This window comes from Flagellimonas marina, from assembly GCF_042651185.1.
In the GTDB taxonomy this organism is placed as follows: domain Bacteria; phylum Bacteroidota; class Bacteroidia; order Flavobacteriales; family Flavobacteriaceae; genus Flagellimonas; species Flagellimonas marina.
In genome coordinates this window covers 143,770-166,915 of record NZ_JBHSCL010000010.1, presented here as the reverse complement: position 1 = coordinate 166,915, position 23,146 = coordinate 143,770, and the positions used below count along the sequence as shown (strand labels likewise).

Here is a 23,146-nt window from a genome sequence, read left to right as displayed (position 1 = left end):
ATGACTTACAAAGCTGGCGATCGTGTAGTAACCGTTAAAGATGGTAAGTTTGCCAAAGCCGGAACGCATGGAATTGTCAATACCGATCGTGATGGTATTCTGGGTGTGGTTGGGCCGGATCATGGAAAATCAACATTATTCGAAACCGACAAAGTGCGTATCGCAACCGCTGCTGATCCTGGTTACTATGGAACCCGCGAAGAGTTCGAAAGTGAAAAGGATCAGGAGATCGCAGAACTGAAAACCAAAGTTCATAACGCGCGGGTGTTGGCGGTGATTTGCCTTACCGTTGCGGCTATCAATACTGGTTTGTTGGGCTGGGTGGTGAATCATGTCTAAAGATGATATTCCGGTTCATAACCGTATCCGCGATCAGTTAACTTTTCGCAGTCGCGATCACGCGATCATGGTTGGGAGTTATCTGCATTGGTGGAAGCATAAAGATCTTGATCTGAATCCATCTTACCAGCGCCCCTATGTGTGGACGCAGAAAGAGCAAGATGCGTTCCTGACTACTCTGATCAGTGGTTTCCCTTGCGGTATCATTGCGATCGCGGTTGATAGTCAGTTCAACGAAACCCATTGGGTAGAAGTGATCGACGGCAAACAACGCCTGACGACGATTATCAAAGTCTACGAAGGTGAAATTGGGATTCCTATGCCGGACGGTTCCCGTTTGTTCTGGGACGAAATGCCACGACACGAACAACGAGCCTTTGAAAACATTTCATTACCTGCCCTGGGGCTGGATGAATGCACCAAAAAGGATCGTCTGGAATTCTTCATCAAACTGAACTTCGCGGGTGTGCCTCAATCTCAAGATCACATGAACCGCGTCCTGGAAATGTATAAGGCTGCAAAATGAACAAAGACGAAGAACTGTATATGGATTCAGCAGAACCAAACCAGTTTATCATCGGCAAAGAAGATCATGAACTGTTGCAAGCGGTTAAAAACTTGCTGGCGTATGCTCATATCCGTGTACCTAACGGCGACAACACGAAACTGGAAATCGCGTGTGGTGGTTACGGTTACACCGCTACCGCTGATAAACTCATTAGCTATTCCGCATCAAGAACCCGCGAATTGGTTCATTATCGCGATAAATTGAGTGAAGAACTTCATCAAACTCAAGCACTTGTAGACCAGTTGCCAGAAAAATTCGATTGAAGTGAAAAAGCCCTTGCAGCAATGCAGGGGCTTTTGTTATATTACACACATCGAAACGAAACAGAGAAAGGAAAACATCATGAACATGAACAAAAACATTGCTGCTGTAGTTGGTTGTGAAGTTTCTAACGCAGAACGTTATGACAACGGTTTCTCTTTCTGTGTTCCGACTGAACTCGATGCGTACAAAGCCGCTTACAAATACCGCACTATGCCGATGGTGAACGTTACTTACTCACCGAACATCGAAATGTGGGTTGTTCAGGTTTACAACAAAGCATGAACTTCCACGAACGCAAGGCCGCACGAACCGATTATTACATGCGGTTCGTGTGATGGAACCGGAAAAGAACGTTTTAAACCTGTGAGGAATATATTATGCAACATGTGAATCTCAACCCAAAAATGGAAAAGTATCTGAATCGCCGTCATGACAACCAGGCGCAAAGGGATCAGGAACGCGCGATCAACATTGAAACGGCTAAACTCCTTACCCAGATGTTCCGTAAGTTTCCTAGCAAATTTCCATGCAATTCTATGCATTCAAGTAACTGTATCAGCGTAGAACTTGCTGATAAGCGTTGTATCCGGGTTACGCTGGCCTATGGGTTATCCGAAGACGGATATAACCTGGTAATGGGCTGGACATCAATGATTGGTAACTTCGTTGAACAGAACAATATTGAGTTCAATATGATGCGCTCTGATATGTTCCAGTGTCCGGTCGATTCGATCAATATCGGTAGCCTTTACGCTATCCTTCGCGCACAACATGATTTGTGGAGTACAAAATGAAAGTAACAAGTGAAAAACTTGAAGAAATTGAAAAATCAGCCCGTTCGATTTCTTATATGATGGGTAGTAAGTGGACTCTCGTTGAAAATATGAGCATCCAGGGAAATCAGGAATATGGTTTCAGGGGTAAAGAGTATAAACGGGTGTTCTCATACGGCGTTCCATATGGCGACAGCCCAACACAGATTAAAAGCTGGGAAGAGAATCTCGGAAAATATCTGGAAACCGTAGATCCGCAAACGGTTCTGGATCTGGTTAGCGATCTGTCACTCGCGCTTCGAGACAAGCAAAAAGCAGAATCAGAAGCCGCGCACTGGAAAGCAAATCATGAATGTGAAGTATCCCGCGCCCGTGTCCTCAAAGAGCGCCCTGATATGCCTCTGGAGCGCGTCAACGCATACAACCGTATGGTTGAGTTAGAAGAGGAAAACAAAGCCTTAAAACAGCGTATAGCGAGCCTGGAGGATGTCAATCAAACCCGCATGATGTTGCAGATGATTCAGAGTATGGTGATTGATACCCAAAACATGAACCGCGAACAACTGCGCTACTGGCAAACACATTTCCGCAATCCTAACGGGTGGTAATATGTTCGGACGAAAACGAGAATGTAAACATGTTGCTACCGGATGGATGCGGGGAACTCCTTACGCGTGGATGCATCATTCTGTAACCGATGGGATCGGGCGTATACATGGCGATATGTATGCAACATGCGACAAGTGCGGGGAGAAGTTTTTGATGTGTAAGATACACGTTGATCACGCGATCCGTGAGCTGGCAAAACATCCGATCACCCGCGCCGAAATCATTCGAATCCTCGAAGAAACAAAATAGCACTTTTTGTTTAAAAAGCCCCTTGCAACCGCCAGGGGCTTTTGTTATATTACACACATCGAAACAAAGGAGGAAATCATGGAAATCATCTACAAAAGCCGGAACTACAAAAAAGAAGATGTTGCAGCAGTTTACATCAAGTACCGGAACGTGAAATGTGAGTACAGTGGGATCTGGGGTTACGAAATCGTTGTTGAAGAAGTCAACGCGGATCACAAAACCATTTGCAGTTTCACCACTAATACCGATAGCCCTCTGTTCACTACTGAACAGCTTGAACAGGCTTATGAACTGCGCAACCAGGCTTTTAACGCGGTACGTATCAAATGAGATTCCGTCCTTATATCGAATTCCTTCGCGGTATCAGTGAGATCCTGAACCGCGAAATCAAACCCAGCCCGTTAGCTGTTGAGCTTTACCGACTGGACGCAACCCCCGAAGATGCAGCGAAAGATTACGGAGATCAGTTATAATGTTAACTTTTGAAGAGTACAAAGCACAGCGTGATCAGTTAAGCAACTGGTACAGAGAGATCGGCGCGGAGTTGAGCGCATACCCTAAAAACGAAATGGGGATGACGATCGAATCAATCCGTAATACGCCGGAATACAAAGCGAAACGTGCTTTGTGCAACAAGGTTTTCCAACAGCTTCGCACCCTTAACGGGAAGTACATCAAAACGTACAAAAAAGAACTGGCTGACGAACGTAAACTGAAACGGAGTATAAAATGATGCAACACACAATCAAAACAGAGATTGACAAACGCACCTTCCTGGAAAAGAATAAAACGGTAACGCTGTTGCATTACTCCACAGAAAACGGTTCTAGTGAGTTCTGGCGCGTTAACATTGACAGAAAAGAGCAACACCAGTCGATACCGTTCGACAACGAAAGCCTTGCTCGCGCTGTTTTCCGTTCCCACGTTAAATTTTGAGAATTATATTATGAAATCTGTTGATATCGTTACCAGCATCAAAGCGCCGTCCCTGTTCATCTATCAACACGGTAATATGCGCTTCGCTCGCTCGAAGTTCTACAACTATAATTTCAACGTTGATACCGGTGAATTCGCTCGCTGGGGTGCAACATATTCCCACGATCCAGAATACGCACCATTCCCCGAAATTCTCGATATCGAGATCACTACCAAATGCAACGGGCCAGCGGGTAAACTCTGCGGGTTCTGCTACAAGTCCAATAACCCGAACGGGTTCAACATGGATCTTGCCAACTTCAAAAAAATCATCGACAAAATGCCCTGGTTGACTCAATGCGCCCTCGGTGCTGACGCACAAGGTGTAACGAACCCTGATATGTTCGATATGATGGCGTATGCGCGTTCTAAAGGCATTGTGCCGAACCTTACCATTGCTGATGTATCAAAAGACGTTGCAGCGCGTTTAGCGGCGGTTGCTGGGGCTGTTGCGGTATCGGTTTATAAACACGCTGGCTTTGATGTCGCTTTCGATTCAGTAGCGAACCTGACAGAAGCCGGACAACAGCAAATCAACCTTCACTTCATGGTTAGCTCGAAAACCTACGATGATGCGTTTAACGTGGTTGACGCTGTGAAGAATGATCCGCGCCTGAAACAAGTCAACGCGATCGTGTTCCTGGGACTGAAACAAAAGGGACGCGGTAAGAACTGGGACACCGTTACCCGCGAACAGTATAAAAAACTTGTTGAATATTGCCTCGATTCTGGTGTAGGATTTGGATTCGATAGCTGTTCAGCCCCCGCTTTCGTTGAAGCGATGGAGGGACACCCGAACTTCGAACAGTACAAGCAATACGCCGAAGACTGTGAAGCGACGATGTTTAGCTCTTACATTAATGAACGTGGTCAGTTCTTCCCTTGCTCGTTTACCGAACGTTGGGTTGAAGGTGGCTGGGAAGAAGGTCTGGATGTTCTGGAAGCCGAAGATTTTGTGAAGGATATCTGGGAACACCCGAAAACAAAACAGTTCCGTAAAGAACTGACGGGCAACAAGGATCATAACGGTTGCCGTAACTGTCCGGCTTATGCTGTATGTGGTAAAGATATGCGCGTACACAAAGCCCCTGAAACCGATGTATATGCAGTGGAGTTGAAATAATGTTAATCGTATCTCGTATTAAATCATACGTTCGTGATCGTGATATTCTGGACGTGTCGCCTTTGGTTGGTGAATCTGTTACCGTAAGAAACTATCCAGTCAATCTGGATCACGTAACCTGGATCGAAGATGATGCAACAATCGTTGTTGAAGGGAAGAGACACCCAGCAATCACTTTTCACCTGATTTGTTCAACCCCGATTACCTGGGCTGGATATGAAAACAAAGAACAGCGTGATAACGCTATCCATGCGATTGAGCGTAGAATGCAGTTTGCGGAGATCACATTCTGATGATTTATCAATCCCATAATGATTCAACGATGCGAATGGTTCCGGTATCTATTGACATTCCAGCAAAACCGCGTACACTGGAATCGTTGATTGAAAAATACTCTGGAATGGTTATTTGTCCTTCTACCGCACAGGTGGCAATGGCAGAACGCGATGAAATTGTATTTGAATGTGATGCGAAAGGCTATCACACCGTTGAAGATATGCAGATGATTGAATATCTCTGGGGAATCCGAAACGCTGTAGTACATCACATACTGACCGCTGAAAAGAAAGCCGAAGCCGTGAGAGAAGTTGAACAGCGCGAAGAGATCCGCTATAATCGGATGTCTGTACAGGAAAAGGATGAAGCATATGAAGTGTGCCGCCGTAGTTGATGAATTAATGAGCGCGTTTAAAACGCGTCGTACAGATGGGCGTATTAAAGATCCGAAGTCAATCGCGATCATCGAACGGTACGCGATGAAGTTAAGCGAACAGGAATTCACGCCAAAGGCGCTCAATAGCCTGATGGTTCTGAAACTGCTGATCGCTTCGGGTGACGATATGCCGCACGATGAAAACAGTGCTGAATCATTCCAAAAGGCTTATCGTTCATGGGGAGTGATTTACTCCCGCTCGCTGGGTTCGTATGACTCCGTTATGTGGAACCTGATGCACCTGGATCGCCTGATCTGGGAAGTGCTCGAAGAAGAGGGTATTGTATGAAACTCGATCGTGAATTAAGCATGGCTATCCGCACTATTGAAATGATGCTTGATAAACTTAGCGCAAAAGAAGAGTTTTGTGTAAGTGATATCGAAGCGGATTTAGTTGAATGGCGCGGTGCGCTTTACGAAGCGACAAAGGGCAACGATCCCCTGTTCGATGAATATGATGTGCATGAAGTTGAACTCTGGAACCAGAAATACCGTTTCAAGTGGCCCAACGATTCATATGATTTCATAAAAACACTGTATACGTCCGGTGGTTATTTGTATGCAACCAGCGTAAGTGTACATGATTTGTTGTTATCTCCTGATGGTGTTTCTTTACCGAACACATTTAGTCATACAACTGTATGTCTGGGTGATATTGGATCTAACCAAGTAAGCTGGATCGAAGCCAGCAAAACTAACCTTAAAAGAGTATAAATTATGTGGAAAATTGTTGTGTGTATTTTGATGGTTGTCGTTGTTGTGTTCTTGCAGTCAAGCTGTACTGACGAGAAAGAGGCACAGCGTATCCTGGAAGCACAGGGTTATACGAACATCCAGTTCACGGGCTATAAGTGGTTTGCATGTTCAGAAAAAGACACCTACTCAACCGGATTCGAAGCAACTGGTGTGAACGGAAAGCAGATCAAAGGATCTGTGTGCTCTGGAATGTTTTTCAAAAATAGCACAATTCGTTTCGAATAACTGTTGACACTAATCCCCGTTGTGATAATATCTCTCTCGTAGACAACGAAACAGATAAACAAGGGGATTAAAATGAACTTACTGAACGAAATGCTGGAAATGGTTGAAGCGAACAAAGAAGCAATGAAAGCGAAAGAAGGTTGGGTAGTTGTTACTGACTGCTACAAACCGCAAAGCTGGCTTCCTGTGTTCCTCAATAAAGATGGTAACGAAGAACACGGCTTCTATGATGCTGCAATCTTCGAAACCGCTGAACAGGCTTGTGATTTCTGGTCTTACCTGAGCGGTGACAAGCCTTTCACCAAATACGGTGTTTGTCAGTGCAAAGACATTTAATCCCAGCCCCGAAAGGGGCTTTTTTGTAGGTGAAATATGACCAAAGCAGAAAGAATTATCAATCATCTTCAAACCGGATTCCCGTACCAGGGAGATCTACAGCGCGATATTATCGAACTGTTATCCCAGCATGACGGAATGGAAGCGGAGATAAAGGAATTGACGCACCCTGACGTGAACATATTCGCTTCACTGATGGATGATGTGATCGCTATCGACTCGGACGAACTGATCTGTATCGAGACAACGAACCCAGAAGATAAGACGATCCTGAAACAAGCGTATGAGCGTATCGAGGGATTACACGATCGCTTGTTCCAGTTAACTTTCCCGTCGAAAAACGATAAACCTTGTTGACACCAAACCAGATTGTGATAATCTGTATATGAAAACCAATTGTGAGGAATACATTATGAACGCTTTTGAAAAACGTGCTGTCCTGAAAGATATCAAACCTGGCGCAATCCTGTACGAAGTAATCAGTATCACTGGTGAAAAGGCACAGATGGGTCGAAAACATATCATCACTGGCTTCCCGCGTGAACATCGTGGGCTGGGGCTGTTTGTTAACGGAATCACTGTGTATGATGATTGGGAAAATAAAGGTCAATTCTCTCTGGATGATCGTAACGTAACTGGGCGCAACCATTATAATTTCCATGCGTTGTTCCGTAGCGAAGCAGATGCGCAAGCATATATTGAACAAATCAATAATGATAAACTTCCTCCTGATGACAAACAGGAGAGTGTTGAAATGACGATTCGCTGGAAACGCGATCGCGCGGAAGATGCAATTTGGGGTTACATGTAAAACGTTGCGCCTCTTAAACCGTAAATACCCTGTGTAGCCCATAGGGTATTTTCATAAAGAGGTATGTATGTTTAAATTTAGTCAGAAAAGCCTGAACAACCTGCAAGGCGTGAAGCCGGAACTGGTTAAGGTGGTAAAACGTGCTCTGGAACTCTCACCTGTTGATTTTGGTGTACGCGAAGGTCTGCGCACCGTAGAGCAACAGCGCGAAAACGTCCGCAAGGGTGTTTCCCAGACCATGAACTCAAAACACATCACTGGTGATGCTGTGGATCTGTATCCTAGCGTTCTCCCTGCTGGCTGGCAGACTAACCCGAAAGTGTGGTTGCCTGTCCTGAATGCAGTGAAACAAGCCGCTGATGAACAGGGCGTAAAACTGCGTTACGGTATCAACTGGAAGAACGATCCAAACCTTCCGATTGAAACGAAATTTATCGACGCACCACACGTTGAACTTGCATAAGGCGACAACATGATTTCACAATTCTATGTTGACGCTGTAAAGCAGTCACGTAACCTGCACCTTGCGCGAATCATTGATGGGCGTTGGGGGCAAGAATGCGGCGGTGTGTCTATCTTCGAAACTGCGCTGGATATGGGCCGGATGTCGGGTAAAACCAAAGCGGCTTTCGATATCATCAAGCAGTCGAAAGGGACACTGAATATCTACGTTGCACCGACAAAGCAAATGGGTATTTGTGCTGCGACAGAACATGGACTGGATAAGGGAGATGATTCGTCTTTCATTCTGTCGAAAAAACAAGATCTGAATACCATTTTCCGTGGACAAATGATCAAGTATCAGGCAATCAACCTGATTTTCGATGAATGCGACATGACGATCGACGAACGGTTTGAACTGGCAAAAACACTGACCTTGTGTATGCGTTCAAGTCATCTTCACCCGTTCCCATATATCCATATTATCCGTTTGGGTATGTAATGAAAAGTCATGGTTATTCATCAAGAACCATACAGGAAGAGATTCAAGGGATTGAGTCTCTTCTGAGTTATGTAGATGTTGATACATCTACGGGAAAAGTGTATTGGAAAATTCAGCGCGGCCCTATGTCTCCTGGAAGTGAAGCCGGAAGCAAGAACGAGTATTCCCAAATTCATTTTAAAGGTTCTATGTATTTGCGACACCGAATAGTGTTTTACGTTGAGAATGGTTATCTTCCTCCTATCGTAGATCATGTGTATGGTGTTGAAAATGGAGATACAGCAAGAAATCTACAGAAAGCGACGAACCAACAAAACGCGATGAAAAAGAAATGTAATTCAAACAGCAGTACGGGGTTGAAAGGTGTTTCTTATCACAAAGCAAATGGGAAGTATAAAGCGCAGATAAACATAGATGGAAAAAGAAAATTTTTGGGGTATTATACCACTCCAGAAGAAGCAAAAGCCGTTTATGACCGGAAAGCGAAAGAGGTTTTCGGCACATTTTTTAACGAAACCACATAAGGTTAATGTATGTCAAAATACGTATTAGACACCAATGTTTTGATTAGTAACCCATATTCAATCTATTCTTACATCGAACCTGACAGCGAAATCATTATCACCGCTGCAACGATGGAAGAACTGGATCACCTGAAAAGCAAAGAGCGAACCGCTCATGAAGCACGACTGGCGATCCGGCTTTTGTCCAAAGCAATCCTGGGACAAAATTATGAAGCAATTACCCAAACAGGGGTTTCGTTAAACTTATCGAACCCAGCAGTACCGGAAAGCGTAACACTGAAAATCGTCGATTATGACGGCACCGAAGAATTCCCTCTGGATAAACAGGATGCGCGGATCATTGCAACTTGTATTCAGCAGGGCGCAACTCTGGTGACTCGTGACATTAACATGCTGTTGATCGCGATGTCTAAAGGTTGTTCGGTTCTTCAATACACTGGCGATGACTCGCTGAAAGATAGTGATGTGTTGTATTCAGGTTATATCGACCTGCCTCTGTTCTGGGAAACTGTTGAAGTCCTGGAGTATGTCGGGCCTGTTGCCGTTATAACGTATTCATCGCTTCCTGACGCGGATTTCTACCCTAACCAATACATTCTATCGTGTGGTGAGATTGTAGGGCGTGTGGTGAATGCTGGAGAGTTTCAGCTTGAAGTGTTGCCTATTAAGCACGAACAGGCGTTAAAGCGTAAGCTGATGAAAACAATCCAGCCTCGCGATGCTCTGCAAGCGTCATTCGTTGATGCTATTCTGGACAAAAACAATGACGTTGTGACCATCATGGGCGCGGCGGGTTCAGGTAAAACCATGCTGGCTGTTGCTGGTGCAATGCACATGGTAAACGCGGGACACTTCGCAAACCTGATGTATGTCAAGGCAGATAGCCCTCTGTCGGGCGAAATCGGGTTCTTACCTGGTACTCTTGGCGAAAAACTGCGTCCTGCTGTAGAACCATGTATTACGAGCCTGAACATTCTGTTTAAGGATCAACCGGAAGTTGACAAATACGTAGAAGGGCTGTTGGAGAAAAACGTTGTCCAGTTCCCTAGCCTGTATTACTTCCGTGGGCGCTCAATCGGGCATCCTGATCCGGGTAAAGGTTCGGTTCTGATTGTTGATGAATGTCAAAACTTGAGCAATCACGAAATCAAATCCATCATTTCCCGTTGCGGTGAGAACACCCTTCTGATACTATGCGGGAACATTAAACAGATTGACAACCCGCGCAATACTGCTGTTAACAACGGCTTTGTGTATGCGGTTGAAAAACTTAAAGAGTACGGTCATTCAAGTCATGTGATCCTGGATACCGTATATCGTGGGCGACTTGCAGCTTTTGTTGAAGACAATTTTTGATCAAGGGGGCTTCGGCCCCTTTTTCGTGAGGTATACATGATCAACGTTATTATCAGTCCAAAGCTAATTACCGTTTGCGCTAACTGCAAAAGTGGGTTAGAGTATGAACTGTCTGATGTACAGAAGAAAAACGAAGTGTTCTACAACGGTTTCTTCCGTGCTGCTGATTACATCGTGAAAAAACATATCGTCTGCCCGAAATGCGGTAGCGAAGTGAAACTATTTTTGTGAGGTTATTATGGTTCAAGTTGTAAGCATTACCCCAAAACAAACTGCCTGTCGTTGTGGTGCTGTTCTGTCATACACTGCGCAGGATGTCAAAGAAAAGGTATCAACTGATTACACTGGCGGTCGTGATGTGTATCGTGTGATCCGGTGTCCGGTCTGTGATAAGGATGTAGTAGTATGAAACGCGAAGAACGTTATGCAGTGTTTAAATATGCGGATATTGATGTCGCGTTAAGTGATAGCGACAAACTGCTTCTCTCTGCGGTAGTGAATAAAATTGATCGCTATCGTAAAGAGCAAGGCAAAGAACCCATAAAAGGGGTTGTTGTCGAGCATGATTGGCCTGAATATGAACAGGTCTGGAAGATGATCGAAACCCGTGTTGAGCGCGAAGAAAACAATCGTAAGTTTGAAACGATGCTGGACAATAAAGAACGTCTGGGTTATTTCTTCGTGATTGAGACTCACACAGGGAAATTCCTGATCACCAGCAACGCGCACAGCGCAAACCGTTTGAAAGAATACACAGGGTACGAATATCGCGCCATGTTCAGCCCTGATTGTGGGTTCAACAATAGCGAAATCTTTACGACTAGCTGGAGCGTTCACTTTAAACATGTGGTTCGGGTATCGTTTGATGAAATCATAGCGCTGTACGATCCGATTGCGTCAATTTCAAACTATAACATTGCTGAATTCATCGAGAAAAAGCTGACCGAAGCAAAACAGCGTAAAATCGTTGCATAAATAATAAGACGAGGGTATCATAGCCCTCTCTTGTTACAAATAGGTATTACAATGAAGAAAATTATCTTTGCTGCCAGCATTTTCTTATGCTCTTTTTCTGGCAACGCGGCGACTGATCCGTTAGGAGAGTTTATCCAAACACTCCCTTCTGTGAAGTCAACTTTACCGCTACAACAAGCAACAGTAATGAAGAAAGCGCCAGCCAATGCCCCCAGCTATGTTAAGGAATTGGATGATATTACACCAAAGCAGAAAAAGGTTTTGGAGTACGCTTTCAGGATCGGTAACGAATACGATCGCAAAACTGCAAAGCCAGTTGAATCGGAAACATCGAAACGTTTGGGATATCATTTAGCGGCTATTGCCTGGATCGAGTCTCGCGCATGTGAGAACGTGGGGAAAGGCAAAAAGAATCATCATGCTTATGGTTGTTTTCAAGTAACAGCCCGTAGCGCGTCCGCACGAATGGATAAATCATATTCCAAACGCGTAGTAATCAATAAGCTCGAAACCCTTCGGGGTGGTTCCAAGTACGCACTTCACGAACTGGAATACTGGCTTGATTACCACAAAGGCGACTTGAAAAAGGCGCTTGCGAGTTACAACGCGGGGTTCAAGTATTCTAAGAAAGAAGCCCGTGATTATGCTCGCATGGTTAACCATACCGCGAAGCTGTTAGAAGAAAAACGCATTATCTGATAAAAAGCCCTTGCAATTTCGCAGGGGCTTTTTTATTATGTGTGTACCAACTATTGAGGATTAAATCATGAGTACATCACATCGAGTTATTGTAGGAAAATGCGGTCTCATTAAACGAAACGCATTGAGTGTTATCCAATCAGTTCTATCCGAACTAAAAAATCAACCTAATGTTAAAATTCTCCAAATCACTGTTGATAAAGACAGTATGAAAGCATTTAACATTTACTTCGAATACGGTGAAGAAAAGCGCAAACTGTTTGTGTATGAAAGCGATGATGTGTATCGCGATATAGAAGACTATCCGATCGAATGTGACCTATACTTCAATCTGAATGTATGGGGTAGCCACATAGAGATCATGAACATCGTAAAATCTGGCATTCGTAAAGCGGTACGCGCTGGAGGAATTTACGAATGTGTTAACGATGCAATCGAAGACCGCTTTGTTTACGTGTTGGGAGAGTAATCATGAAAAAACTTGCGCTGCTGTTGACTTTAGTTTCTGGTTTCGCGTATGCGGATATTTCAGACAACCGCCTTTCTGAACTCTGCAACCATCGCGACATTAAAGACGTTGCGGTATGTGAACAGGTAATCGCTGAACAACTGGACGCGGCTTATGTGTGGGGCGAAGAAAACGCGCACCTCTTCAAGCGTCAGAAGTTGGTTAAACTGCATGAGTTTTTACAGTCTGAACCAATGATGAACCTCTGTACCAATGCGCCAAATAAGGAACGTTGTGAAAAACTCCGTACTTACCTGGTTGATGAATATGTTGCTGGCATAGGATTATACTGATGATGGGATTAGTGATCTTTTATGGGTGTGTGATTGCTGCTGCAATCATTATCTGGTATTACGTTAAAAAGCCAAACGAAAGCTCGTTCCCTGTATATGATGACGAGTTGGAAGCGTGGCAAAGATGGGACGATGAATTTAAATGAACACAGGTTATATCTTAATGTGTGTTGTGGTTGTGATCGCGGGGCTGGCTGTGCTGGCTTACCGCCACTATACAGGTGATGAAAATGATTATTAAAGAAATCAAAGGGAACGCTGTAGAGTTGTTCCTGAAACGAAAAGTACACTTGATTCATGGGTGTAACTGTTATTGCAACATGGGCGCGGGTATTGCTAAAGAAGTGAAGCACAAAATCCCTGGTGCGTTCAAAATTGATGCACTGACGATGAAAGGCGATCAACGGAAGTTAGGCACTAACTCCATCTACATGACGGAAGAAGGTCAGATTGTCTTCAATGCCTATACCCAGTTTAAATTCTGGGGTGCTGGCCCACAAGTGGATTATGATGCAATCCGGTCATGCTTTGTGAGCGCCGTAGAACGCGCCAGTGCGTTTCCTGAAAAATTGCCTATCATTACCCCTCTTATCGGTGCGGGGCTTGCTGGGGGCGATTGGCTGCGTATTAGCGCTATTATTGACGAGTGTACGGGAGATTACCCGATCATCGTTGTTCACTTCGATCCATCGGTTGATCCACATAAGGCGGATTTATCATGAGACCGCAAGAACAAAAGCTGTTAAAACACAAGCTGAAACAACTGGGCGAAGCGTATCAGGATTATGCCGAAGATGATGATCCTGATTCACGCAACTACAATCAATCCTGTATCGACGACATTACAGCGGATATCCTGGATTTCGTTGAAAATGAAATCACCGATGCTGTTCGTGATGCGGTAGCGGTGGAGCGAGCTAATCATGACTGACAAAATCAAAGCTAAAGCAATGAAAGTGATTGCGACATACGGAACACTCCGTTGGTGTAACGCGCAGGTGTGCGGGTGTATGGGTTGCGCAAATCATACTATGACGAAAGAAGAGTATGATATTGCGATCCAGATGCCAGAAATCAAAGTGCAACTTGCTCGACATAACAAAAAACTCATGGGTAACGGATGGTTTACAATTGGCTAAACTGTATTATCACTATGCATCAATGAACGCTGGAAAGAGTGCGCGACTGTTGACGGACGCGCACAATTACAAAGAGCGCGGTATGCGCGTTGTAATCTATAAGCCAGCGATCGACACCCGCACATCAAACACAGTGAGTTCGCGTATCGGGCTGAATGAAAAGTGTGAATTGATTGCACCTGATATGGATCTGTTCTGGGACATCCAGCGCCGGAATAAAATTGCTTGCATCTTCGTTGACGAGGCGCAATTCCTTTCGAAGAAAAACGTTTTCGATCTGTGTCGTGTTGTCGATGAACTTGAAATCCCCGTTATGGCCTATGGTCTGCGTACTGATTTCCAGTTGAATCTGTTCGAGGGTTCTTACTGGCTGCTGGCCTGGGCAGACGAGATCCGAGAACTGCGGGGAATGTGTCACTGTGGACGTAAAGCAACTACGGTTGCACGTATCGACGCACAAGGCAACTTCGTAACCGAAGGGGCGCAGGTTGAGATCGGAGCCGAAGACAAATACGTTTCGCTCTGTCGCAAACATTATCATGAAAAACTTCTTGATACTGTGGGCCTGAACTGTTAAGGTGTATTCAGACAAACAAAGGAGAACACTATGAGCCGTACTTACCGTAAGAAATATGTTCCAGTCCGTGATAAGTCTTCCATCGAACAGATCGAAGAGACAAAAGCATTTTCAGAGTATTATGCACAGCACGGGGAAAGTCCTGATGGTTTACGTTGGTATACAACCAACTGGAAACACAAATCAGGTTGCGCATATATCCGGTTCGATAAAAACCTGAATCGCGACGGTAACAAAGCTCATCGTGATATCTCCGCGATGCTTTCAATCGCTGTGAAAAAGATTGATTCGAAAGTACGCGCTAAAATGCGTCAGGAATTACGCCGGATGAAAGCTGGCGTAATTGGATGGGATGAAAATATCGAGAACGCAAATAAGATCCGCGCTTTTGAGCGTAGCTTATGCTGGTATGAGATAACTTGATGTATTTTTAGACTAATTTTACATAAGGGGCGATTCGCCCCTTTTTTGCTATAAATATATACAGGAACGGATCTATTGTTGATCCGTAAGCACGTAGAGAATTGCTTATGAACATTAAACGCATATCTAAAGCGCTGATGTTTGGTTTGTTAATCTTGTCTCCGTCATCACATGCTGATGATAGGTCAGTAGTCGCCAAAGAGTTCGATTACTATATCAATGCGGCGCTACAGGTATATCTTGACACCATCCCTCCCAGCGTAAATACCAGTGAACTATTCTATAATTACATGGAACGAAAATGGCAGCAGAAGCAATGTAAATCCGAACCCGAATGTAAACGTTTAGGGCTACGGGTTGCAAGTGAATTCGCCGCTATTCATCGTTCATAAGGGATGAAGATGCAGACGTTTAACGAAGTAACAGAACGCGATACCGCGAGTAAAATTGATGCCTTTATTGGCACTTGCTTAATGTCTGTAACCTATATGCACAGCGCACATTTTGCGACTGGTTCATATTCACAGCATAAAGCATTTGAAGGGTTTTACGAAGATATGCAGGATTTGGTTGATAAATTCACCGAAATCCATATAGGCATTACTGGTCGATACAAACCCGTATTAAAAACAGAAAATGTGCTTGACACGGTCGCGTATCTCCGTAAAATAGCCGATGAAGCCAACGAAATCTATGATTCAGTAGATAGTTCATTGAAGAACGTCCTGGACGAGATCAAAGGCTTGTGCTATCAAACGATTTACAAGCTGACAAAACTTTCTTAAAAAGAGTTTGACAAGCGAAAAAGTGATGATAGAATAACTATCGAATTGAAACATAAACCCAATGGAAATAATGATGAACTTAAACACTATCGTAAACAACCCGAAGAAAACCACACTGATCGCTCTGGGCGTAATCGCCGCTCTGTGGCTGGTTCCGAACTCGTACACTATCGTTCAGGATGGTACGGTAAAAACTCAAACCTTCATGGGTAAAGTTTCACCGAAGCCTGTTCTGCCTGGTTTCCACCTGGTAAATCCACTGGCTGATTTCGAGGTGTTCAACACCAAAGACATCGCAATGAAGTTTGACAAATTGCAGGTTCCGTCCCAGGATAAATTCAAATCCACTGTGGATATGACCGTGATGTTACAGTTCGATGGTAGCAAAGCCCCGATCAACCGTATCAATGCGGGTAGTCAGGATCAGGCGCTGGATAAGTACGTGACTGAAAAACTTCTGTCTACCGTCCGTGAGTTCGGTAAATCTGTACCGAAAGCACAGGATCTGTATAATGCAGAAGTTCAAAGCCAGCTACAGATCGCAATTCAGCAGGAAGTAGAAGAGTATGCCCGTCCTTACGGTTACACCGTGAAACAGGTATTCTTGCAGGATATCGACCTGCCGGAAGCGATTAAGAAGCAGGTTGAAAACACGAAAATTCGTGAAGAACAGGTGAACGCAGAAAAAGCAGAACTTGCTCGTAAAGAGCAAATCGCTCAACAGGCAGTTGTTCAGGCAGTAGCCGACAAAGAAGCCCGTAGCAACGCTGCACAGGCTAACGAACGTGATGCTGATGCCCGTCTGTATGCGGCTAAGAAAGAAGCCGAAGCAAACGCCATTCTGCAACGCACAATCACCCCAGAAATGATCCGCTGGAAAGAACTTGATGTTCAGCAGACCATCGCGGACAAATATCAGGGCGGCGTACCTCAAACTGTCATGGGTTCTGATTACGCTGGTAAAGTGATTTTCGATTCTCGTAAATAAGGGTTTAAAGCCCCCAGAGCGGGGGCTTTCTCCGAACGAGAATACTACAATGAACATAAAACAGATCATCCTTACTATCTTCATTTCGCTATTCTTCGGCTTTATTGGCGGTTTTCTTGGTGTATTGGTGATTGCGTCTGTTTTATGATTAACCTTTAAACGTGGAGCACGTTATGAAACAATTTGATAAAGCTGTCGTAATTGGCAGATTCCAACCCTTCCATAATGGTCATGCAGCAATGGTGCGTAAAGCACTCGAAGAAGCAAAGATCGTTTACATCCTTCTGGGTTCAGCATATGCTTACCCTAACGTTTTAAACCCTCTGACAGCGAACGAACGCGAAAGAATGATCTTTTCGTGGCTGATGACTGAATACAAATACGAAGATGTTTGTCGTGTTAAATTTGCTCATATTCCTGATTATCTTTACAACGAAGAAAAATGGAAAACCTCTGTTCGTACAGCAATCGACGAAACCAAAGGCGACAACATCGCGATCTATGGTTACGAAAAGGATGCTGATTCATACTGGCTGAAAGCGTTTGGATGGACTCATGTTCCGGTAGATCCAGTTAAGGTTGACGGGAAAGATTTATCTGCGACCGATTTGCGACCAACCATCTTTTTGCATAAGAATGGATGGGATAAGAAACTATCTCGTTATGTTCCTTCGTCTACTGTGAGTTATATCAATTCATGGATGATGACGGATACATTTTGGCGACTGTACTACGAATACGAGAAATGGGAAAGCGAATTGGAGAAATTCAAAAACTACCCATACCCAGAAGCGCTAAACTGCTGCACGGGTGATAGTGTGGTTGTGTGTAACAATCACCTGCTGGTAATTCGTCGTAAGTTCGCACCAGGTAAAGACGCGTTAGCCCTTCCTGGCGGACACAAAAACGCAAATGAAACGTTCCTGGATTGTGCGATCCGTGAACTGCTCGAAGAGGTGCGGATCAAAGTTCCTGAAAAGGTTATCCGTGGTTCAATCCGTAATTCGATGCTGTTCGATCATCCGAAACGTTCCGTATACTTCTCAAAACCGACTGTGGCGCAGTACATCAAGTTAGAGCCTAACAATGATGGTAGTCTGCCCCGCATTATGGGCGGTTCTGACGATGCGTTAGAGGCGTTCTGGATGCCCTTACATGAGGTCGTACAACGACAAGGGGAATTCTTCGATGACCACTATCAAATCGTTGTAGCTTTCACGGGACTCTGATAAAAGATTAAAAAAGCCCTTGCGTTCGCGTGAGGGCTTTTGTATTATATACACATACCGCATGAATAATGAAAAGGAAGAAAAAATGAATACGATCAACGTTTCTAAAGCTGATGTTATGAAAGCAACGATTATTGCTACCGAAGCCATTTCATTCATGGCTAAGAAAGCAGGAGTTGATGGTGCTGTTATCCTGATGGAGATTACAAACAACCCAGAAGGCAACACCGCAAGGTATTTCAAAGATCTTACTTCCTATGCAATGGAAGAATTTAAATGATTAAACGTCCTTACTGCCTCGTAAACCGTCCGATCTGTGCGGGTGGTTTACCCGTCAACTGCTGGCAGTTGATTGAAAAAGGTGACGCGTTCCTGAATAAGCGCGGTGATAAAGTATTCGTTTATGGTGTTAAATCGGTTGAGAATGAAACGCTGGTTATCGTAGACGAAAAAACAAATGAAAAATATACGTTGACTTCTGATCACGATTGCCGTAACTTCAACGTGTACTGGAAATCTGATGATGAATTTGAGAGGAATAAATCATGAAAGTAGCAACCCTTAGCGGTATCTCTGATGTAAAATGTCGTATGGCGCTGGAACCTGGTAATCGTGTGGGAATCAAACACACAGGTTCTGTAGGTACAAAGAATTTTACCTTACAATCAGTTGCGCGTGATAAAAATGATATGGTTTATGTGTTTGTTACCGAACCAATGTCTAGTAGCATCCGTCAAACTCTGGTGATGAAACTGGGAACCAAAGAACCCGCAATGTTAATCGGTGGAACTGTAGAGCCTGTCACTGTTGCGAGTGTCACGCATAAAGGCATCGAATGTGCCGTAGACGGCAACGGCAAACTGTCCTATGAAGGGACTAAACGCCAACCCGTCGATCGTCCGGTTGTTGTTGGAGACATCTTCACGTCAGAACGCCGTGAATACCATGTTGAATACATCGCACAAGATGGTTCTCTGGTTTGTCGCATGTACTCCCGTAAGAGCGCAGACGATAACAAATACATGGGATTAACCGTCATTGATGGACGTGACGCGATCCTGCTGGATTCCCTGAATGTTAAAATTAAGTTTGCATACTCATGATTCACACAATTAGCGTTATTATGGGTGATGTCGTAAACATCAACGGGCACGATTACTACGTAGCGGAAATCAATACAAAGGGTAATCGTGAGATCCTGGAACTGGACATTGTAAGGCCGTCCGAAGGGCAATCCCTTACGATCGAAGTGGTTCATAACACGAACACAGGGGAAGACGTAGTGAAGCCAGTTCTGGCACGTCTTCCGGTGTTCTACTGTGAAAAGTCAAAACGTTGGAAAATGAAATGATAGATTTAACTGATGTGAAAGTGGGTGATACCCTGTTTGATCCTGGTATTCGTCGATACAGTCATCACAAAACCCCACGACCTCGCACCTTGTATGTGATCAAGGTTGCCCGTCAATACCTGTATGCGTCGGAAGATCCAAATATCACCGATATTAAAGATTTCCGTGTTGAGCGACTTGATCGAAAAACAGGTAGCGCTAATGACTGGAATAATCATACACAGGGTTATCATAGCGAAGACGAATACAAAGAACATTTGTACCGTATCGAACTTACTGATAAAATCAAAGACGCGTTCGGTCGTGGACATGTAACGCGTGTACCAAATATCACTACCGCTGAACTGCGCGGTATCGCAAAAACCCTGGGGGTTGAATTTTGAAAACTGTAATGGAAACCGTGTTCGGTTCTCACCTGTACGGACTGAACACACCGACAAGCGACAAAGACTATAAAGGGATCTTTCTCCCGCACCCGCGCGATATTCTCCTGGGGAAAGCCCCGAAGACTATTGACACCAGCACAGGCGATAAAAGCTCTAAAAACACCGTAGACGACGTTGACCGTCAGTTGTATAGTCTGACTAAGTTCATTAGTCTTGCGTGTGATGGTGATACCGTAGCGCTCGATATGCTTCACGCTTCGGATGACAAGCTGATCGCTAACTCTCAAATCTGGCAGTATATCCGCGCTAACCGCTGGCGTTTTTACACCACTGAACTAACTGGCTTGTTCGGTTATGTTCGTAAGCAAGCCGCGAAATATGGCGTGAAGGGTTCCCGACTGGCTGCACTGCGCGAAGTTGTCGATGTACTGAAAGAAACCGAAACGATCGGTGGTATTCAGGAATTCACGCCAGATATGAAACGCTATACGCGTGAAGTGAAAGTGTCTGACATCAAGGATCGTTTCCCTACAAACGAGTTCTGCCGATTCGTTACCGACACGACAATGAAATCTGGTTGTCAGGACTTCTATGAAGTGCTGGGGCGTAAATTCCAGTTCACGATCAAAGCCGATGAAATGCGTAAGTCTGTGTATAAACTCTGGGATGAATACGGAGAACGCGCACGACAAGCAGAAGCCAACAACGGTATCGACTGGAAAGCATTAAGTCACGCGTTGCGCGGTGGTATGCAGTTGATCCAGATTTACAAAGATGGTGATATCGTTTATCCTCTGCCTGATAGCGCATTCCTGAAACTGGTTAAAGCTGGCGGCGTACCGTTCGCAACCGTACAGGAAAAACTGGAAGAAGTTATGGGCGAAGTCGAACGCCTTGCAGCGATTTCAACATATCCGAAAGAAGTTGATCGCGAGTTCTGGAACGATTTCATCGAACGCATATACAGCGATCATGTTGTGGGGTATTACAAATGATGTATCCTAAATTGTCCGGCGCTGAAATTGATGTTCTGTATAAACTTTACGGATACGCAACTAAAGTGCTAGACTTAGATTTCAATGACGTACCCAGCAAATCAGGGCGTGATTCCCTGATTCAAAAAGGTTACGCTCGAAGAGTAACGGGTTATCACGATAATTCGAAAGCATGGTTGCTGATTACCCCACTGGGGATTGACGCATACCGACACGGAATTGAAACGGAGTGGCACTAATGGTTAAAGATGTAAATCTGTATGTGGGTTACATCGAGAAACGTGATATTCCTCGCGTAGAGGATATTGTTTCCGATATGATTAACCTGTACAGTGAGCCTCCGGTGCTTGCTGAAAAGATCCGCGATGCTCTGTATCATGCATTCTTTCGGGTATATGTCGTTGATGTTATCAAACATGATCGTTCCGTAACAAATGAGGATTACGATTATGAAATCAGTATCAACGAAGCAAGCCCAACACATGTAAATTTCAACACCTACGGGAAGTTTTACTAATGACTGATATTATTTTGAACGTTAAAGATATTGTACTGGGCGATACCAAAAACCCAGACGCGGTTACACTGGAACAGGCTGTTGTTCAGATCATGCGCGATAGCCTCCGTCTGGAAGTTACTGAACGTACCGAAAGCAATTACACGGGCGGGATTGATGGTCGCCAGTTGTACGAAGATAGCAAAAATGTTAATGTAACCCTCTGGGCGGACATTGACGAAAACTCATACAAAATTGACGAGATTGATTTTGACGTATGAAAATAATTGACCTCTGCGCGGGTGTGGGCGGGGTTCGATTAGGATTTGATAAGGCATTCGGCGGTGTCGAATGCCTTTTAACGTCTGAAATCGACAAGTTCGCACAGCAAACATATATCGAAAACTGGGGCAATGATAACCTACAAGGTGATCTGTTCCAGATTGATGAAAACGAAGTGCCGGATCATGATATCCTGCTCGCGGGGTTCCCGTGTCAGGCGTTCAGTAAAGCCGGATTGAAACTGGGCTTTGATGATGTACGCGGTACGGTGTTCTTCGAAATCCTCCGCATTATACGCGCTAAAAAGCCCCGTGTGTTGTTCTTTGAGAACGTGCCTGAACTGCTAACCCATGACAAGGGGAAGACGTTTAAAACGATTTACGGGCTTCTGGAGGCCGAAGGATATAACGTATTCTATCAACGCCTGAACACAAAGGATTTCGGACTACCCCAAAGACGGGAACGCGTGTTTATTGTCTGCTTCCTGGATGATGTATTCTTTTCGTTTCCGGTTCCCCCGCGTACCCCTACACGCGTAGGCGACATCCTCGAAGATGCTGATGATTCGTTCACCCTGTCAGATAACGCATGGAAGGGCTTTAGAGAGCGTAAGGAACGAAATAAGGCAAACGGTAAGGGTTTCGGTTATCAGGCCGTCACAAGCGATTCTACGCACACTGGGACTATCACTGCAAATTACTATAAAGATGGTGTTCAATGTCTGGTATTGCAGGAAGGAAAGAACCCCCGAAGACTTACTCCCCGTGAGTGTTTTCGTTTGCAGGGTTTCCCAGATTCGTTTATTATCAACAAAAGCAAGATGCAAGCGTATAAACAAGCAGGTAATTCTGTTTCAATACCAGTCATCGAGGCTATAGCAAAACAAATCAAGAAGGTGTTATGTCACACAACGGACTAAGAACAATCGAAGAAGAACAGAAAGGAATTGACGAATTCCTTAAAACTGTTTCTGTTGATATACAAACGGGGACAATTATACGAACGTCACACAAACGTTCTGACTTGATCGGAAAGGAAGTAGGTTCGAAGATTAAAGGAGGATATACCCGCGTTTATTTCAAAAGCAAAGGATATCTACGTCATCGAATCATCTACTACGTTGCAACCGGAAAACTGCCTGATGTGATTGATCATAAAAATGGTGTTGAGGCTGGCGACGGGATTGATAACTTGCGTGAAGCGGATCAATCTCGAAACTGTCAGAACCGGACTAAACGAAGAGTAGCAACCAGTCGATTCAAGGGTGTATGTGTACGTGATCAACCTACTGGAATACGTTACATTGCACAGATAAAGATTGACGGCAAGGTTAAACATATCGGTTCCTATCGTGACGAATACGAGGCTGCAAAAGCATACGATCGGGAAGCGATAAAACATTTTGGTAAATTTGCAAAATTAAACATTGCATACTGACCAGGATAGTGGTATCTTAG

45 protein-coding genes are annotated in these 23,146 nt (G+C 44.4%); all 45 read left to right on the top strand.

The genetic code is table 11. The annotated features are described in order from the left end of the window. The 45 genes from ACFOWS_RS17780 to ACFOWS_RS17560 all read left to right on the top strand — a co-directional run bounded on the left by ACFOWS_RS17780 (position 1) and on the right by ACFOWS_RS17560 (position 23,126). Positions 1-339 carry a hypothetical protein gene (locus ACFOWS_RS17780; RefSeq protein ID WP_379767566.1) on the top strand — a complete coding sequence of 113 codons (339 nt, stop codon included), beginning with the start codon at positions 1-3 and terminating at the stop codon, positions 337-339. Then, on the top strand, positions 332-865 hold the full coding sequence (locus ACFOWS_RS17775) for a DUF262 domain-containing protein (protein WP_379767563.1): 534 nt from the start codon (positions 332-334) through the stop codon (positions 863-865). Before ACFOWS_RS17780 ends, ACFOWS_RS17775 begins: the two co-directional genes overlap by 8 nt. Beyond that, complete coding sequence (locus tag ACFOWS_RS17770) at positions 862-1,170, top strand: hypothetical protein (protein ID WP_379767560.1); 309 nt, start codon at positions 862-864, stop codon at positions 1,168-1,170. The genes ACFOWS_RS17775 and ACFOWS_RS17770 overlap by 4 nt, the downstream gene beginning before the upstream one ends. 85 nt (positions 1,171-1,255) lie before the next feature. Then, positions 1,256-1,453, top strand: a complete 198-nt coding sequence (locus tag ACFOWS_RS17765; protein WP_379767558.1) for a hypothetical protein — start codon at positions 1,256-1,258, stop codon at positions 1,451-1,453. A gap of 122 nt (positions 1,454-1,575) precedes the next feature. Beyond that, positions 1,576-1,965 (top strand): hypothetical protein, encoded by a 390-nt coding sequence (locus ACFOWS_RS17760; protein ID WP_379767556.1) that lies wholly within the window; start codon positions 1,576-1,578, stop codon positions 1,963-1,965. Beyond that, a complete protein-coding gene (locus tag ACFOWS_RS17755; RefSeq protein WP_379767553.1) occupies positions 1,962-2,552 on the top strand; it encodes a hypothetical protein in 591 nt (196 codons plus the stop codon). The genes ACFOWS_RS17760 and ACFOWS_RS17755 overlap by 4 nt, the downstream gene beginning before the upstream one ends. A gap of 328 nt (positions 2,553-2,880) precedes the next feature. Then, positions 2,881-3,132 (top strand): hypothetical protein, encoded by a 252-nt coding sequence (locus ACFOWS_RS17750; RefSeq protein ID WP_379767550.1) that lies wholly within the window; start codon positions 2,881-2,883, stop codon positions 3,130-3,132. Between the two features lie 142 nt (positions 3,133-3,274). Continuing rightward, positions 3,275-3,535 carry a hypothetical protein gene (locus tag ACFOWS_RS17745; RefSeq protein WP_379767547.1) on the top strand — a complete coding sequence of 87 codons (261 nt, stop codon included), beginning with the start codon at positions 3,275-3,277 and terminating at the stop codon, positions 3,533-3,535. Next, on the top strand, positions 3,532-3,738 hold the full coding sequence (locus tag ACFOWS_RS17740) for a hypothetical protein (protein ID WP_379767544.1): 207 nt from the start codon (positions 3,532-3,534) through the stop codon (positions 3,736-3,738). The genes ACFOWS_RS17745 and ACFOWS_RS17740 overlap by 4 nt, the downstream gene beginning before the upstream one ends. Before the next feature lie 10 nt (positions 3,739-3,748). Continuing rightward, positions 3,749-4,900 (top strand): SPASM domain-containing protein, encoded by a 1,152-nt coding sequence (locus tag ACFOWS_RS17735; protein WP_379767541.1) that lies wholly within the window; start codon positions 3,749-3,751, stop codon positions 4,898-4,900. Then, a complete protein-coding gene (locus ACFOWS_RS17730; RefSeq protein ID WP_379767538.1) occupies positions 4,900-5,193 on the top strand; it encodes a hypothetical protein in 294 nt (97 codons plus the stop codon). Before ACFOWS_RS17735 ends, ACFOWS_RS17730 begins: the two co-directional genes overlap by 1 nt. Then, a complete protein-coding gene (locus ACFOWS_RS17725; RefSeq protein ID WP_379767535.1) occupies positions 5,193-5,570 on the top strand; it encodes a hypothetical protein in 378 nt (125 codons plus the stop codon). The genes ACFOWS_RS17730 and ACFOWS_RS17725 overlap by 1 nt, the downstream gene beginning before the upstream one ends. Beyond that, positions 5,548-5,901, top strand: coding sequence for a DUF7238 family protein (locus tag ACFOWS_RS17720; protein WP_379767532.1), 354 nt, complete (start codon positions 5,548-5,550; stop codon positions 5,899-5,901). The genes ACFOWS_RS17725 and ACFOWS_RS17720 overlap by 23 nt, the downstream gene beginning before the upstream one ends. Further along, a complete protein-coding gene (locus ACFOWS_RS17715) occupies positions 5,898-6,326 on the top strand; it encodes a hypothetical protein (protein ID WP_016053954.1) in 429 nt (142 codons plus the stop codon). The genes ACFOWS_RS17720 and ACFOWS_RS17715 overlap by 4 nt, the downstream gene beginning before the upstream one ends. Positions 6,327-6,665: 339 nt before the next feature. Next, on the top strand, positions 6,666-6,929 hold the full coding sequence (locus tag ACFOWS_RS17710; RefSeq protein WP_349044116.1) for a hypothetical protein: 264 nt from the start codon (positions 6,666-6,668) through the stop codon (positions 6,927-6,929). A 36-nt stretch (positions 6,930-6,965) separates the two neighbouring features. Further along, entirely contained in the window at positions 6,966-7,286 is a 321-nt protein-coding gene (locus ACFOWS_RS17705; RefSeq protein WP_379767527.1) for a hypothetical protein, read from the top strand. Between the two features lie 28 nt (positions 7,287-7,314). Then, a complete protein-coding gene (locus ACFOWS_RS17700) occupies positions 7,315-7,740 on the top strand; it encodes a hypothetical protein (protein WP_379767524.1) in 426 nt (141 codons plus the stop codon). 67 nt (positions 7,741-7,807) lie between these two features. Further along, positions 7,808-8,203: a M15 family metallopeptidase gene (locus tag ACFOWS_RS17695; RefSeq protein WP_016053950.1), complete on the top strand. Its 396-nt coding sequence runs from the start codon at positions 7,808-7,810 to the stop codon at positions 8,201-8,203. A gap of 9 nt (positions 8,204-8,212) precedes the next feature. Further along, the gene (locus ACFOWS_RS17690; protein WP_379767520.1) at positions 8,213-8,683 is read left to right on the top strand and encodes a hypothetical protein; all 471 of its coding nucleotides are present in this window, start codon (positions 8,213-8,215) and stop codon (positions 8,681-8,683) included. Further along, positions 8,683-9,207, top strand: coding sequence for an AP2 domain-containing protein (locus ACFOWS_RS17685; protein WP_016053948.1), 525 nt, complete (start codon positions 8,683-8,685; stop codon positions 9,205-9,207). The genes ACFOWS_RS17690 and ACFOWS_RS17685 overlap by 1 nt, the downstream gene beginning before the upstream one ends. Before the next feature lie 9 nt (positions 9,208-9,216). Continuing rightward, positions 9,217-10,563 (top strand): PhoH family protein, encoded by a 1,347-nt coding sequence (locus tag ACFOWS_RS17680; RefSeq protein ID WP_379767516.1) that lies wholly within the window; start codon positions 9,217-9,219, stop codon positions 10,561-10,563. Positions 10,564-10,968: 405 nt separating this feature from the next. Further along, positions 10,969-11,538 (top strand): hypothetical protein, encoded by a 570-nt coding sequence (locus ACFOWS_RS17675; protein ID WP_379767513.1) that lies wholly within the window; start codon positions 10,969-10,971, stop codon positions 11,536-11,538. Between the two features lie 51 nt (positions 11,539-11,589). Continuing rightward, positions 11,590-12,237, top strand: a complete 648-nt coding sequence (locus ACFOWS_RS17670; RefSeq protein ID WP_379767510.1) for a lytic transglycosylase domain-containing protein — start codon at positions 11,590-11,592, stop codon at positions 12,235-12,237. Positions 12,238-12,304: 67 nt separating this feature from the next. Further along, positions 12,305-12,706, top strand: a complete 402-nt coding sequence (locus ACFOWS_RS17665; RefSeq protein WP_379767507.1) for a hypothetical protein — start codon at positions 12,305-12,307, stop codon at positions 12,704-12,706. Between the two features lie 2 nt (positions 12,707-12,708). Further along, entirely contained in the window at positions 12,709-13,038 is a 330-nt protein-coding gene (locus tag ACFOWS_RS17660) for a hypothetical protein (protein ID WP_379767504.1), read from the top strand. A 224-nt stretch (positions 13,039-13,262) separates the two neighbouring features. After that, entirely contained in the window at positions 13,263-13,760 is a 498-nt protein-coding gene (locus ACFOWS_RS17655) for a macro domain-containing protein (protein ID WP_379767501.1), read from the top strand. Further along, positions 13,757-13,969, top strand: coding sequence for a hypothetical protein (locus ACFOWS_RS17650; protein ID WP_016053937.1), 213 nt, complete (start codon positions 13,757-13,759; stop codon positions 13,967-13,969). The genes ACFOWS_RS17655 and ACFOWS_RS17650 overlap by 4 nt, the downstream gene beginning before the upstream one ends. Further along, positions 13,962-14,177, top strand: a complete 216-nt coding sequence (locus ACFOWS_RS17645; RefSeq protein WP_379767622.1) for a hypothetical protein — start codon at positions 13,962-13,964, stop codon at positions 14,175-14,177. Before ACFOWS_RS17650 ends, ACFOWS_RS17645 begins: the two co-directional genes overlap by 8 nt. Continuing rightward, positions 14,086-14,754, top strand: a complete 669-nt coding sequence (locus ACFOWS_RS17640; RefSeq protein WP_449267395.1) for a thymidine kinase — start codon at positions 14,086-14,088, stop codon at positions 14,752-14,754. Before ACFOWS_RS17645 ends, ACFOWS_RS17640 begins: the two co-directional genes overlap by 92 nt. Positions 14,755-14,784: 30 nt before the next feature. Beyond that, positions 14,785-15,177: a hypothetical protein gene (locus tag ACFOWS_RS17635; protein ID WP_016053933.1), complete on the top strand. Its 393-nt coding sequence runs from the start codon at positions 14,785-14,787 to the stop codon at positions 15,175-15,177. 107 nt (positions 15,178-15,284) lie between these two features. Continuing rightward, positions 15,285-15,569, top strand: coding sequence for a lysis inhibition regulator (locus tag ACFOWS_RS17630; RefSeq protein ID WP_016053932.1), 285 nt, complete (start codon positions 15,285-15,287; stop codon positions 15,567-15,569). A 9-nt stretch (positions 15,570-15,578) separates the two neighbouring features. Beyond that, a complete protein-coding gene (locus ACFOWS_RS17625; protein WP_016053931.1) occupies positions 15,579-15,962 on the top strand; it encodes a DUF5856 family protein in 384 nt (127 codons plus the stop codon). 61 nt (positions 15,963-16,023) lie between these two features. Further along, positions 16,024-16,950: an SPFH domain-containing protein gene (locus ACFOWS_RS17620; protein WP_379767489.1), complete on the top strand. Its 927-nt coding sequence runs from the start codon at positions 16,024-16,026 to the stop codon at positions 16,948-16,950. 173 nt (positions 16,951-17,123) lie between these two features. Beyond that, positions 17,124-18,179 carry an NUDIX domain-containing protein gene (locus ACFOWS_RS17615; RefSeq protein ID WP_379767486.1) on the top strand — a complete coding sequence of 352 codons (1,056 nt, stop codon included), beginning with the start codon at positions 17,124-17,126 and terminating at the stop codon, positions 18,177-18,179. A gap of 61 nt (positions 18,180-18,240) precedes the next feature. After that, complete coding sequence (locus tag ACFOWS_RS17610) at positions 18,241-18,459, top strand: hypothetical protein (protein ID WP_379767483.1); 219 nt, start codon at positions 18,241-18,243, stop codon at positions 18,457-18,459. Continuing rightward, positions 18,456-18,728 carry a hypothetical protein gene (locus ACFOWS_RS17605; RefSeq protein ID WP_379767480.1) on the top strand — a complete coding sequence of 91 codons (273 nt, stop codon included), beginning with the start codon at positions 18,456-18,458 and terminating at the stop codon, positions 18,726-18,728. Before ACFOWS_RS17610 ends, ACFOWS_RS17605 begins: the two co-directional genes overlap by 4 nt. Beyond that, on the top strand, positions 18,725-19,282 hold the full coding sequence (locus tag ACFOWS_RS17600; RefSeq protein WP_379767477.1) for a hypothetical protein: 558 nt from the start codon (positions 18,725-18,727) through the stop codon (positions 19,280-19,282). The genes ACFOWS_RS17605 and ACFOWS_RS17600 overlap by 4 nt, the downstream gene beginning before the upstream one ends. Further along, complete coding sequence (locus tag ACFOWS_RS17595) at positions 19,279-19,530, top strand: hypothetical protein (RefSeq protein WP_016053925.1); 252 nt, start codon at positions 19,279-19,281, stop codon at positions 19,528-19,530. Before ACFOWS_RS17600 ends, ACFOWS_RS17595 begins: the two co-directional genes overlap by 4 nt. Beyond that, the gene (locus tag ACFOWS_RS17590; protein WP_379767473.1) at positions 19,527-19,913 is read left to right on the top strand and encodes a beta barrel domain-containing protein; all 387 of its coding nucleotides are present in this window, start codon (positions 19,527-19,529) and stop codon (positions 19,911-19,913) included. The genes ACFOWS_RS17595 and ACFOWS_RS17590 overlap by 4 nt, the downstream gene beginning before the upstream one ends. Before the next feature lie 8 nt (positions 19,914-19,921). Beyond that, on the top strand, positions 19,922-20,911 hold the full coding sequence (locus ACFOWS_RS17585; protein ID WP_379767470.1) for a DNA polymerase beta superfamily protein: 990 nt from the start codon (positions 19,922-19,924) through the stop codon (positions 20,909-20,911). Next, entirely contained in the window at positions 20,908-21,150 is a 243-nt protein-coding gene (locus tag ACFOWS_RS17580) for a hypothetical protein (RefSeq protein WP_379767467.1), read from the top strand. The genes ACFOWS_RS17585 and ACFOWS_RS17580 overlap by 4 nt, the downstream gene beginning before the upstream one ends. Further along, positions 21,150-21,428 (top strand): hypothetical protein, encoded by a 279-nt coding sequence (locus ACFOWS_RS17575; protein ID WP_379767464.1) that lies wholly within the window; start codon positions 21,150-21,152, stop codon positions 21,426-21,428. The genes ACFOWS_RS17580 and ACFOWS_RS17575 overlap by 1 nt, the downstream gene beginning before the upstream one ends. Then, entirely contained in the window at positions 21,428-21,688 is a 261-nt protein-coding gene (locus ACFOWS_RS17570; RefSeq protein ID WP_379767460.1) for a hypothetical protein, read from the top strand. The genes ACFOWS_RS17575 and ACFOWS_RS17570 overlap by 1 nt, the downstream gene beginning before the upstream one ends. After that, positions 21,685-22,608 (top strand): DNA cytosine methyltransferase, encoded by a 924-nt coding sequence (gene dcm, locus ACFOWS_RS17565; protein WP_379767457.1) that lies wholly within the window; start codon positions 21,685-21,687, stop codon positions 22,606-22,608. Before ACFOWS_RS17570 ends, dcm begins: the two co-directional genes overlap by 4 nt. Beyond that, positions 22,590-23,126 (top strand): HNH endonuclease, encoded by a 537-nt coding sequence (locus ACFOWS_RS17560; RefSeq protein WP_379767453.1) that lies wholly within the window; start codon positions 22,590-22,592, stop codon positions 23,124-23,126. Before dcm ends, ACFOWS_RS17560 begins: the two co-directional genes overlap by 19 nt. Positions 23,127-23,146 lie beyond the last annotated feature (20 nt).